The organism is Streptomyces goshikiensis, assembly GCF_014650555.1.
Classification (GTDB): Bacteria; Actinomycetota; Actinomycetes; order Streptomycetales; family Streptomycetaceae; genus Streptomyces; species Streptomyces goshikiensis.
Window position 1 is genome coordinate 737493 of the sequence record NZ_BMVE01000001.1, and the last position, 12203, is coordinate 749695.

Here is a 12203-nt window from a genome sequence, read left to right on the forward strand (position 1 = left end):
CTCAGCCCTCCCGCCCGCGCCGCGACCAGATGCCGAGCGCGCCCCGGTCGCCGCGGCCGAGCCGGGCCACCGGCCCGCCGGCGCGCACCGCCAGCGCGGCCCCGGCCCCGGCCGCACCGCCGGAACCACCGGCCCCGCCCGAACCGCCGGCCCCCGCCGCCCCGGAGGCCCCGGCCGCCTCCTGGGGCGCCGACAGCAGTCCCAGCTCCCCGGCCAGCGTCCACAGGGCCTGCTTCACGCTCGACCGGTTGTCCAGGTCCTGCACCCGCCCCGCGTCCACGACGGCCTGGAGCTCCTTGAACGCCGCGGGCACCGGGGTGCGGGTGGACCGGGTCTTGGTGATCTTCTGGATCAGCGAGGGCTGGATCTCCGTGTGCTTGCTCCAGCGGTTGACGACCATCGAGGTGTCCTCCGCCTTGCGCACCTGGAGCCGCTCCCACATCCGGACCATCCGCTTCGCCGCCCGCACCGCGACCACGTCCGGGGTGGTCACCAGCACCGCCACGTCCGCCATCTCCACCGCGGCCGCGTTGGCGCCGGTGACCTGGGTCCCGCAGTCGATGACGACGAGCTCGTAGCGGCCGCGCAGGGCGCCGACGATGTGCCGGGCGGCCCGGTCGTCGACCTCCTCGCCCCGCTCCCCGTCGCCCGGGGCCAGCAGCAGCGCGAGGCCGGTCCGGTCGTCGTACACCGCGTCCTGGAGCACGCGCGGCGAGATGTCCTGGATCCCGGCGAGGTCGGCGATCGAGCGCCGGAACCGCACGTCGAGGTACGAGCCCACGTCCCCGGCCTGGAGGTCCATGTCGACCAGCGCGGTGCGCCGCCCCGAGGCGGCCGCGGCCAGCGCGAACTGGACCGCCGTGAAGGTGGTGCCGACGCCGCCCTTGGCGCCGGTCACCGTGACCACCCGGCCGCCGGGGCCCGTGAACACGTCGGTGCCGCGCCCCAGGTGGCGGCGTACGCCCACGGACCACTGGGCGGCGGCCTGGACCCGGGCCGCGAGTTCCTCGTAGGCGACGGGCAGGCCGATCAGGCCCCGCGCGCCCGAGTCCATGGCGGCGGAGAACAGGGCGGGCCCGGCGTCGGAGGACAGCAGGACGACCCCCACCGCCGGGAAGCGGAGGGCGACCTCGCGGATCAGTTCCAGGGCCGGCAGGGGGCCGATCCGCTCGTGTACGAGGACCACCTCGGGCAGCTCGTCGATCGACTCGGTGGCCAGCCGGCCCAGCGTGTCGAGCAGCGTGGTGGAGTCGGTGACGGGCGCGGCCGGTTCGGCGGCCGGGAGCTGGCTGAGGAGGGTGGAGATGGCGCGGGCGGCGTCCGGGTCGCCGACCGCGGGGAGGATTCGGGTCGTCATCCGGGCCTCACTTGTCCCCTTCGAGGGTGTACGAACGGTCGCCCGGGCTCACCGGTGATTCGGGGCCGGCCGCCACCAGGGCCAGGCGGACGTGTTCCGCGAAGGACTCGGCGTACGCGACGCGCTGGGTGTCCTTGGTGCTGAGGGCGAAGGTGATCGGGACGGCCTCGCTCGGGCCCTTCTTGTCGCTGGTCTTGTCGAGGGGGGTGAGCTTGCCGACGTTGATGACCCGGGCGCCCGCGACCATGACCAGGGACTGGTCGGGGTCGGTCGGCTTCTTGCCCTTGAAGGTGCCCAGGATGTTGACCCTGGCCCCGGGGGTGATCTTGCCCGCCACCCCCGTCGCCGCGTCGATCATGATGGCGATCTCCTGCTCCCCGGCCTGGAGCTGCGGCCGGGCGACGAACATGTCCGTCTGGAGCAGCGAGCCCTTCTTGAGGGTGGTCAGCGCGATCTTGTCCTTGAGCGCGCCGAGGTCGCTGACGGCGGTGTCCGACAGCCAGCGCTTGGGAACCGTGATCTGCTCGAACTGCCCGGCCGACAGCGGGCTGTACGGCGCGATGTCACCCTTCACGCGGTAGGCCACGACCTCGGACCCGACCTTGGAGTTGACGTCGCCGATCACCATGACCACCCCGGCGAACGCCGCGAGGGCGCACAGGACCGAGAGGAGCAACAGGATGACGCCGCGGCGCTGGCGTGAGTTCATGTGCCGTACTACCTCGCCGTTCTTCGATCGTTCGGGCGGTCAGGATCTGGCTCTGTACGGGGCGGTGGCGTCGGCGGCGGCCTGCGGCGGCGGCGCCGTGAGCGGGGCGGAGCAGAAGCCGCAGCGGTCTCCGATCAGCTCGGCGCCGCACCAGCGGCACTCCTCGCGGCGGACCGAGGCGACCAGCTGGTAGAGCACGGCGGGATCCGGGATGGCCGCGGCGAACTCGACGAGCTTTCCGGTGGCCCACCAGCCGGGCGAGTCGGCGGGCAGCGGGTTCTCCATGACGCCCTGGACCTGCCAGGCGGGGGCGAGTTCGGCCGTCACCCAGTCGGAGGCGAGCTGGCCCCGGGCGAAGGTGAGGTGGGTGGCGAACTCGGGCCCGGGCGGCAGTCCCGCGCCCCCGGCGTGCGCCCCGCCCCCGCCCCTGCCGCCTCCGCCGCCCAGCTTGACCAGGTGCGGCGCGGGGTTGGCCAGTACGGCGAACTGCGCGCTCGGGGACCAGGACCGGGCGTGGGCCCCGAGGCCGACGGGGACGCGGTCGAGCTTGGCGACCGAGCCCAGCAGGGCGCCCGCGTAGATGTAGTGGGAGAGCAGCCGGGCGGCGGAGGCGATGACTCCGGGGCTGAAGTCGCAGACGCTGAGCTGGCGCAGCTGGCGTACCAGCAGGGCGGTGGCCAGCGGTGGCAGGTCGATGTCGAGGAGCGCGATCCGGTCGGTTTCCAGGATCGCCCGTACGGTGTGCAGCCGCCGGGTCGTCGCGGCGGGCAGCCAGGGCGGTAAGACGACCACGAGGTGTCCGTACCGCTCCAGCAGGGCGGTGGTCTCGGCGAGCGAGCCCTCCAGGTCGAGCCGGTCCGGCGGGTGCAGGACGGCGGCCGCCGGAGTGTGCCGGTCAGGGGCCGGCAGTACCAGGTCGGCGCTGGTGACAGCGATGGCGGTCAGCACGCGGATACCCCCGTTCACCCTGTACGCCCCGGGCCTTCCCGACGGCCGGCGCGTACGCGCACGTGCTGCGCGACCGCACCCGATCGGCGCCCTTCCCCCTTGCCCCAGCACCATATCCGCGTCACCCCTGGCAGGGCAGGGCCTTGGGAATTCCCGTGCCCTGAGCACCTGTCACAGGTGGCGGGAAATCCGGACAACAGGGATCGGCCGGACGGTCGTTACAAGCCACATCGCACAGACCCTTGACACGGGGATTGGACTAGACCAACTTGGCTGCGGGGCACCCCACATGCCCCCGGCGCGTTCTTCACATCCCCTTCTCCCCCCACCGGAGCCCACGTGAACCGCATACGCTCCCTCGCCCTGCTGGGCGCCGCCACCCTGACCGCCGGCGGTCTGACCGCCCTCGCCACCGGCACCGCGCAGGCCGCCGACGTCAACGTCGTCCGCAACGGGGGCTTCGAGTCCGGCCTCGCCGGCTGGTCGTGTTCGGCCGGCAGCGGCGCCGCCGTCTCCTCGCCCGTCCACACGGGGGCCGGCGCCCTCAAGGCCACCCCGGCGGGCCCGGACAACGCCCGCTGCGGCCAGACCGTCACGGTCAAGCCGAACTCCACGTACACGCTCAGCGCCCAGGTGCAGGGCTCCTACGTCTACCTCGGCGCGACCGGGACCGGCACCCAGGACGTCTCCACCTGGACCCCCGGCTCGGGCTCCGGCTGGCAGAAGCTCTCCACCACCTTCTCCACCGGCCCGAACACCACCCAGGTCACCGTCTACACGCACGGCTGGTACGGCCAGCCGGCCTACACCGTCGACGAGTTCAGCGTCCTCGGCCCGGACGGGGGCGGCGGCACCGACCCCGGCCCGTCGGTTCCCGGCGCCCCGGGCGGGGCCGCCGTTTCCGGCCAGAGCGCGAACGGGCTCACCCTTTCGTGGAACCCGGTCGGCGGGGCCGGCGGGTACCACGTCTACCAGGACGGGGTCCGCGTCCAGACCGTCCCCTCGGCCTCCGCCCAGATCACCGGGCTCGCGCCGGCCACCTCGTACGCCTTCCAGGTGAGCGCGTACAACGCGGCGGGCGAGGGGCCCAGATCGGCGCCCGTCACCGGCACCACCACCGGCGGCGGCAACCCGAACCCCAACCCGTCGGTGCCGAGGCACGCCCTGACCGGGTACTGGCAGAACTTCAACAACGGCGCGACCGTCCAGAAGCTCTCCGACGTCTCGGCGCAGTACGACATCATCGCCGTCTCCTTCGCCGACGCCACCGCCACGCCCGGCGCCATCACCTTCAACCTCGACTCGGCGGGCCTCGGCGGCTACACGGTCGCCCAGTTCAAGGCCGACATCGCCGCGAAGAAGGCCGCCGGCAAGTCCGTCATCCTCTCGATCGGCGGCGAGAAGGGCACCATCTCGGTCAACGATCCGGCCTCCGCGAACAACCTGGCGAACTCGGCGTGGGCGCTGATGCAGGAGTACGGGTTCACGGGGATCGACATCGACCTGGAGAACGGCCTGAACCCGACCTACATGACCCAGGCGCTGCGCTCGCTGTCGTCGAAGGCGGGCCCCTCGCTCGTCATCACGATGGCGCCGCAGACCATCGACATGCAGTCCACCCAGGGCGGCTACTTCAAGACGGCCCTGAACATCAAGGACATCCTCACCGTCGTCAACATGCAGTACTACAACAGCGGCTCGATGAACGGCTGCGACGGCAAGGTCTACTCCCAGGGCTCGGTGGACTTCCTGACCGCGCTCGCCTGCATCCAGCTGGAGGGCGGCCTCGACCCCTCGCAGGTGGGCATCGGCGTACCGGCCTCGCCGAGCGGCGCGGGCAGCGGCTACGTCTCCCCGGCCGTCGTGAACAACGCCCTCGACTGCCTGGCGCGCGGAACGGGCTGCGGGTCCTTCAAGCCGTCCAAGACCTACCCGGGGCTGCGCGGCGCGATGACCTGGTCGACCAACTGGGACGCCAAGGCGGGTCACGCTTGGTCGAACGCGGTGGGTCCGAAGGTCCACGCGCTCCCGTAGGCGGTACGTGTGGGGGTGGCCTGAATCGGCCCGGCGAACACACCGGGTTCTTGACCGTGACATGCCACGAGAGCACGCTGTGCGCACGTCCGCACGGCTACCCCCACACTCCCCACCCAGGAGATCGCATGCGGCTCCACACCCGCCGAAGGGCGGCCGTCACGGCCGCCCTCCTGGCGCTCGCACTCGGCGCACCCGCCTACGGGATGAGCGCCACGGCGTCGCCACCGCCCACCCCGTCCACCGCCACCCAGGACGAGGCCGTCACCCAGTACCGGATCCACGGCCCCTCCACGGTCGCCGACCGCACGGCCCTGCTGCGCACGGGCGTCTCGATCGACGAGGTGGACGACCACACCGTCGTCGTCAGCGCCGACACCATGCAGGCCAGGAGCCTGAAGGCGCTCGGCTACGAGATGACCGCCCTGCCCGGCCCGCCGGACCGCTCCCTGCCCGGCATCGCGGCGAGCCCGATGGACTTCCCGTCCGCGGACTCCAAGTACCACAACTACGCCGAGGCGAACGCGGAGATCGACCAGCGCATCGCCCAGTACCCCGGGATCATGAGCAAGCGGGTCATCGGGAAGTCGTACCAGGGCCGCGATCTCGTCGCGATCAAGATCAGCGACAACGTCGCGACCGACGAGAACGAGCCCGAGGTGCTCTTCACGCACCACCAGCACGCCCGCGAGCACCTCACCGTCGAGATGGCCCTGTACCTGCTCAAGGAGTTCGGCTCCAAGTACGGGAGCGACAGCCGGGTCACCAACATGGTCAACGGCCGCGAGATCTGGATCATCCCGGACCTCAACCCGGACGGCGGCGAGTACGACATCGCGACCGGCTCGTACCGCTCCTGGCGCAAGAACCGGCAGCCGAACTCGGGCTCCTCGTACGTGGGCACGGACGAGAACCGGAACTGGGACTACAAGTGGGGCTGCTGCGGCGGCTCCAGCGGCAGCAAGAGCTCCGAGACCTACCGGGGCGCGGCCGGCGAGTCGGCGCCCGAGGTGAAGGTGGTCGCGGACTTCGTGCGCAGCCGGGTGGTCGGCGGCAAGCAGCAGATCAAGGCCGCGATCGACTTCCACACGTACAGCGAGCTCGTGATGTGGCCGTTCGGGTGGACGTACAACGACACCGCGCCGGGCATGACCGCCGACGACCTCGCGGCGTACAAGAAGACCGGCCTCAGCATGGCGGCCAGCAACGGCTACACGGCGGAGCAGTCGAGCGACCTCTACATCACCGACGGCACGATCGACGACTGGCTGTGGGGCAACCAGAAGATCTTCTCCTACACCTTCGAGATGTACCCGTCCTCGGGCGGCGGCGGCTTCTACCCGCCCGACGAGGTGATCGACCGCGAGACCGCGCGGAACAAGGACGCGGTGCTCCAGCTGCTGGAGAACGCGGACTGCATGTACCGCGCGATCGGCAAGGAAGCGCAGTACTGCACGGGTGCGTGACGCGCGACGCGTGACGCTCGGCGCATAGCGCTCAGGTGATCCGGGGCGCCCCACCGCCAGGGGGGCGCCCCTCCGCGTGCCCTACGACAGGACGGCGAGCGCGTCGATCTCGACGAGCAGCCCGGCCGGCAGGCCGACGTACACGGTCGTCCGGGCGGCGGGGGCCTCCTTCAGGCCCTGCTCCTCGAAGTAGGCGTTGTAGATGTCGTTCATCTCGGCGAAGTGGCCGGTGTCGGTCAGGTAGACGCGGATCATCATCGCGTCGTCCCAGCTCGCGCCGCCGGCCTCCAGCACCGAGCGGACGTTCTCCAGCGTCTGGAGGGTCTGTGCGCGCAGCGTCGGCCCGGCGGGGGTGGGCGCCCGGCCCTCCACGTGCGGGAGGAAGCCGACCTGGCCGGCGACCTGGAGGATGTTCCCCTTGCGGACGCCGTGCGAGAACTTCGCGGGCGGGGCGGTGTGGGTGGCGGGCGTGACGGCGGTCTTCTCGGTCATGACGGCGACGGGTCCCTCTGTGCGGAGCCGGAGTACTCCCGGCTGATGGTGTCGGCGGTACGGCGCACCAGGGGCAGCAGTTCGAGCAGCCCCTCGGCGTCCACCACCACGGTGGGCGCGGAGACCGACAGGGCGGCGACGACCCGCCCGTCGGGCCCGCGGACGGGCGCGCCGACGCAGTTGACGGCCTCTTCGTGCCCCCCGAGGTCGGCGGCCCAGCCCTGCTCCCGTACGAGGGCCAGCTCCCGCAGGAAAGCCTCCGGTCCGGGGGTCGAGCGGGCGGTGTAGCGGGGGTATTCGATCCGCCCCGCCAGCGCCTCGCGGTCGTCCTCCGGGAGGTCGGCGACGAGCAGCTTGGCGACGGCGGCGACGGTGAGGGGGACGGGCCTGCCGATGCGGGAGTACAGGCGGACGGGGTAGCGGCTCTCGACCTTGTCGATGTAGACGACCTCGTCGTCCTGGTGGAGGGCGAGGTGGACGGTGTGGCCGGTGAGCCGGCCCAGGTCGACGAGGTGGGGGTGGGCCACGGCGCGGACGTCGAGGTTCTCGACGGCCTCGGCGGCCAGCGCGAAGAGGCGGGACCCGAGGCGGTAGCGGCCGTCGGGCTGCCGGTAGGCGAAGCCGTGCTCCCCGAGGGTGCGCAGCAGGCGGAGCGCGGTGCTCTTGTGCACGCCGAGCTCCTCGGCCACCTCGCCGAGCCCGGCCGGACCCCGCGCGAGCAGCGGCAGGATCCCCAGCGCCCGCTCCACCGACTGGCTCACGCCGTGCCCCTCCCGTTTCCGCTCCGCGCACCGCTGCGCGGCGGGAGCGTGCGGCAGGGCGGACGTTGACCCGCCGTCACCCGGGATGTTAGACAGCTCGCAGCGCCATACGCAACGACCGTTGCACCACCCGCAACGCCCCGGGAGGCACCGCACATGCCCAGCGACCCCGTCCAGGCCCTCGCGGCCGAACCGGCAGACCACCGCTTCAAGGGCCTGCCCCCGGACGCGGCGTCGCTCGGACTCACCGTCGGCGACCTCGCCGCCGAGCGCCGGAACCTGCACACCGGCGGGTTCACCACCCCGGTGCTCACCCTCGACGCGGACGCCCTGGAGCACAACCTCGCCGCCCTCGGCGAGTACGCCGGCCGCCACGGCCTCGCCTTCGCGCCCCACGGCAAGACCTGCATGGCCCCGCAGCTGTTCCGCCGCCAGCTGGACCACGGCGCCTGGGGCATCACCGCCGCCGTGCCCCACCAGGCCCGCGTCTACCGCGCCTTCGGCATCCAGCGGATCTTCCTCGCCAACGAGCTCGTCGACCCCGCCGCCCTGCGCTGGGTCGCCGCGGAACTCGCCGCCGACCCCGGCTTCCGCTTCGTCTGCTACGTCGACTCCGTGCGCGGCGTCCAGCTGATGGACCGGGCCCTCCAGGGGCAGGGCGCCACCGTAGACGTCGTCGTCGAACTCGGCGCCGGCGAAGGGGCCCGTACCGGCGCCCGGAGCGACGACGACGTCCGCGCCGTCGCCGACGCCGTCGCCGAGACCACCACCCTGCGCCTCGTCGGCATCGCCGGGTACGAGGCCGAGGTCCCCGGCGCCGACCCGGAGTCCGTCCACGCCTACCTGCGCCGCCTCACCGGCCTCGTCGTCGAGTTCGACAAGGCCGGCCGCTTCCCCGCCGGTCTCGACGAGATCGTCGTCAGCGCCGGCGGCTCCGCCTGGTTCGACGCCGTCGCCGACGTCTTCGCCGAGCTGCCCGAACTGTCCCGGCCCACCCTGCGGCTGCTGCGCTCCGGCGCGTACGTCTCCCACGACCACGGCTGGTACACCCGCCTCACCCCCTTCAACCGGGTCCCCGAGGAGGGCGGCCTGCGCCCCGCGTTCCGCCTGTGGACCCAGGTCGTCTCCCGCCCCTCCCCCACCCAGGCCTTCGTCAACGCCGGCAAGCGCGACGTCGCGTACGACCTCGGCCTGCCCGAGGCCGAGCTGGTGCGCGACGCGCTGACCGGCGAGGAGCGGCCCGCCACCGGCATCCGCCTCGTCAAGCTCTCCGACCAGCACGCCTGGCTGGAGACCGACTCCGCCGACGACGTCGCCGTCGGCGACTGGGTGGCCCTCGGCATGTCCCACCCCTGCACCATCTTCGAGAAGTGGCCGCTGATCCCGGTCGTCGCGGCCGACGGCACCGTCACCGACTACGTCCGGACCTTCTTCTAGCCGCGCCGGTGGACCTGGTCATCCGCGGGGCCCGCGTCGTGGACGGCACGGGCGGGCCCTCCTACACCGCGGACGTCGCCGTCCACGCGGGCCGCGTCACCGAGATCGGCCGCGTCCGCGCGGGCGGCCGGCGCACCCTGGACGCCCACGGGCTCGCCTTGGCGCCCGGGTTCATCGACATGCACGCCCACAGCGACCTCGCGCTGCTGCGCGACCCGGACCACAGCGCCAAGGCCGCGCAGGGCGTGACCCTCGAAGTCCTCGGCCAGGACGGCCTCTCGTACGCCCCCGTGGACGACCGCACTCTCACCGAGGTCCGCGCCGCCATCGCCGGCTGGAACGGCGGCGCCCCCTGGGACCCGGAGGACGACGTCGACTTCGGGTGGCGCACCGTCGGCGAGTACCTCGACCGCCTCGACGCCACCGGCATCGCGGTGAACGCCGCCTACCTCGTCCCCCAGGGCACCGTCCGCGCGTACGCCCTCGGCTGGGACGACCGCCCCGCGACCCCCGCCGAGCTCGACCGGATGCGGCGGCTGGTCGCCGAGGGCCTCGCGCAGGGCGCCGTCGGCATGTCCTCGGGGCTCACCTACACCCCCGGCATGTACGCCTCCGGCGCCGAACTCACCGAGCTGTGCCGGGTGGTGGCCGCGTACGGCGGCTACTACTGCCCGCACCACCGCTCGTACGGGCGCGGCGCGCTCGGCGCCTACGCGGAGATGGTCGAGCTCACCCGGGCCGCCGGCTGCGCGCTCCACCTCGCCCACGCCACCATGAACTTCGGCGAGAACGAGGGCCGCGCGGGCGAGCTCCTCGCCCTCCTCGACGACGCCCTCGCCGGCGGCGCCGACATCACCCTCGACTCCTACCCGTACACCCCGGGCTGCACCACCCTCGTCGCGCTGCTGCCCAGCTGGGCGGGCGAGGGCGGCCCCGAGGCGGTGCTGGCCCGGCTGCGCGACGACGCCGAGGCCGAGCGGATCCGGTACGCGCTGGAGGTCACCGGCGCCGACGGCTGCCACGGGGTGCCCGTCGACTGGTCGGCCATCGAGATCTCGGGGACGGCGGACCCCGCGTACGGGGCGTACGTCGGCACCCGCCTCGACGGCTGGGACAGCGCCCGCCGGCTGCTCCTCGGCGACCGCCTGGGGTCCACCGTCCTCCAGCACGTCGGCCACGAGGAGAACGTCCGGGCGATCATGCGCCACCCCGTCCACACCGGCGGCTCGGACGGCATCCTGCGCGGCGCGAAGCCGCACCCGCGGGCGTACGGCACCTTCCCCCACTACCTCGGCCGCTACGTCCGCGAACTCGGCGTGCTGTCCCTGGAGGAGTGCGTGGCCCACCTGTCCGGGCGCCCCGCGGCCCGGCTGCGGCTGCCCGACCGGGGCCTGGTCCGCGAGGGGTACCGCGCCGACCTGGTCCTCTTCGACCCGCAGACCGTCGCGGCCGGCTCCACCTACGAGCACCCGCGCGTGCTGCCGGCCGGGATCCCGTACGTCCTGATCGACGGCCGCTTCGTCATGAGCGACGGCCGCCGCACCGACGTCCTCGCCGGCCGCTCCGTCCGCCGCACGCCGCACGACGGCCGCTGAGGGGTCACCGCCCCCGCCTACCATGGGCGCCATGATCGCCTTCGGCCCCGCCGCGCTCTGCCTCCTCCTCTTCTGCGTGAGCGCGCGGGCGGACCGCAGGCGCTTCCAGAACGCCGTCCTCCTCGGCCTCACGCTGATGTTCGCCTCGATCGGCGTGGTGTTCCTGCTCCCCGGCCTGCCGTCGCCGCTCGACACGATCGCGATGCTGCTGGTCTTCCTCGTACCGTCCCTCGGCATCCTCGCGCTCGGCGCCTTCCTGATCGGCAACGGCCTGACGATGGTCCGCAAGGAGGGCACCAGCCCGGCCAACCTGCTGTCCCTGGCGGCGGGAGTGGGGATCTTCGCCCTGATCGCGCTGGTCGCCACCGTCCCCGAGCGGGGCTCGCGCCTGGTGGACTCGCTCGTGGTGTGCCTGGTGCTGCTCGCCGGCTACGTCTCCTTCCTCTTCGTCTGCTTCCTCGCCTACGCCTGCCTCTACGGGCGGATCACGGTGCGCGGGAACGTCGACTACGTCGTGGTGCTCGGCTCCGGCCTCACCGGCGGCGAGGACGTCCCGCCGCTGCTGGCCTCCCGCCTGGAGAAGGGCCACCGGATCCACACCGCCCAGCTGGCCCGCGGCGGCCCGGCGCCGCTGCTGCTCGCCTCGGGCGGGCAGGGGCCGGGCGAGGCGGTCCCGGAGGCCCGGGCCATGGCGGACTGGCTGATCGCGCGGGGCGTTGCGCGGGAACACGTACGGCTGGAGGACCGCTCCCGCACCACGGAGGAGAACCTCCGCTTCAGCCGGGAACTGATGGCGGAGGAGAACCCCGGGTACCGCTGCGTCGTCGTCACCAACAGCTTCCACGCCTTCCGGGCCGCGATGACGGCCCGCAGGGCCGGGGTCAACGGCCAGGTGCTGGGCTCGCCGACGGCCGCGTATTTCTGGCCGAGCGCCACGATCCGCGAGTTCGTCGCGGTCTTCTGGGAGCACCGGGTGGTCAACCTGGGCATCTGCGCCGCCATCGCGGCCCTGACGGCGCTGGTGGCCGTCACCACCTGAGCGGGGGCGCGGGGCGGCCGAAGTGCGTTCATGGCGATGTCGCCGCACGATGGGGGCCAGGGGGCAACTGGAGGGAGCATGCGATGGACACTGAATCGGACCAGCAGCCCGGCCGGCCGGCCAAGCTCTACACCGGCGGCGAGCGCCCGTACGACCCCGAAGACCTCGTGATGGCCACCGGCGCGGACCCGACTCCGGAGCGGATCCAAAAGGCCCGCCAGCTGATCGAGAAGGAGGGCCCGGAGGTCATCGAGCGCTACCTCCCGTAATACGGCCCGCGCGATGAATAACAGGCCACATTCCGGCCGGTCTGGTCAATGTTTACTTTTCCGAAATCCCTCCGCATAGTGGCGCCTCGACCTAGT

General features: G+C 72.9%; 11 protein-coding genes. 6 read left to right on the forward strand and 5 right to left on the reverse strand.

Features of this window, described 5'->3' with window-relative positions; translation table 11 throughout:
- Position 1 precedes the first annotated feature (1 nt).
- From IE248_RS03355 to IE248_RS03365, 3 genes are read right to left on the reverse strand one after another with little or no spacing between them, the layout of a single operon-like run.
- Complete coding sequence (locus tag IE248_RS03355) at positions 2–1357, reverse strand: CpaE/TadZ family protein (RefSeq protein WP_190029920.1); 1356 nt, start codon at positions 1355–1357, stop codon at positions 2–4.
- 7 nt (positions 1358–1364) lie between these two features.
- The gene (cpaB, locus tag IE248_RS03360; RefSeq protein ID WP_037790922.1) at positions 1365–2066 is read right to left on the reverse strand and encodes a Flp pilus assembly protein CpaB; all 702 of its coding nucleotides are present in this window, start codon (positions 2064–2066) and stop codon (positions 1365–1367) included.
- A gap of 39 nt (positions 2067–2105) precedes the next feature.
- The gene (locus IE248_RS03365; RefSeq protein ID WP_073773332.1) at positions 2106–3011 is read right to left on the reverse strand and encodes a hypothetical protein; all 906 of its coding nucleotides are present in this window, start codon (positions 3009–3011) and stop codon (positions 2106–2108) included.
- Positions 3012–3353: 342 nt separating this feature from the next.
- On the opposite strand from IE248_RS03365, the gene IE248_RS03370 reads away from it, so the two are divergent.
- Together IE248_RS03370 and IE248_RS03375 are read left to right on the forward strand one after the other, a co-directional pair.
- Entirely contained in the window at positions 3354–5048 is a 1695-nt protein-coding gene (locus tag IE248_RS03370) for a chitinase (protein ID WP_190029921.1), read from the forward strand.
- Positions 5049–5176: 128 nt separating this feature from the next.
- Positions 5177–6514, forward strand: a complete 1338-nt coding sequence (locus tag IE248_RS03375; protein WP_073795126.1) for a M14 family metallopeptidase — start codon at positions 5177–5179, stop codon at positions 6512–6514.
- Between the two features lie 81 nt (positions 6515–6595).
- On the opposite strand, the gene IE248_RS03380 is transcribed toward IE248_RS03375, so the two are convergent.
- Complete coding sequence (locus IE248_RS03380) at positions 6596–7006, reverse strand: RidA family protein (protein WP_190029922.1); 411 nt, start codon at positions 7004–7006, stop codon at positions 6596–6598.
- On the reverse strand, positions 7003–7767 hold the full coding sequence (locus tag IE248_RS03385) for an IclR family transcriptional regulator (RefSeq protein ID WP_008737435.1): 765 nt from the start codon (positions 7765–7767) through the stop codon (positions 7003–7005). The genes IE248_RS03380 and IE248_RS03385 overlap by 4 nt, the downstream gene beginning before the upstream one ends.
- 156 nt (positions 7768–7923) lie before the next feature.
- Between IE248_RS03385 and IE248_RS03390 the strand changes: the two genes are divergently transcribed.
- The 4 genes from IE248_RS03390 (at position 7924) to IE248_RS03405 (ending at position 12107) form a co-directional block, all read left to right on the forward strand.
- The gene (locus IE248_RS03390; RefSeq protein WP_008737438.1) at positions 7924–9204 is read left to right on the forward strand and encodes an amino acid deaminase; all 1281 of its coding nucleotides are present in this window, start codon (positions 7924–7926) and stop codon (positions 9202–9204) included.
- An 8-nt stretch (positions 9205–9212) separates the two neighbouring features.
- Positions 9213–10799, forward strand: a complete 1587-nt coding sequence (locus IE248_RS03395; RefSeq protein WP_190029923.1) for an N-acyl-D-amino-acid deacylase family protein — start codon at positions 9213–9215, stop codon at positions 10797–10799.
- Positions 10800–10830: 31 nt separating this feature from the next.
- Positions 10831–11838 (forward strand): YdcF family protein, encoded by a 1008-nt coding sequence (locus IE248_RS03400; protein WP_073795227.1) that lies wholly within the window; start codon positions 10831–10833, stop codon positions 11836–11838.
- Positions 11839–11921: 83 nt separating this feature from the next.
- Positions 11922–12107, forward strand: a complete 186-nt coding sequence (locus tag IE248_RS03405) for a hypothetical protein (protein WP_008737444.1) — start codon at positions 11922–11924, stop codon at positions 12105–12107.
- The last annotated feature ends 96 nt before the right edge of the window (positions 12108–12203 follow it).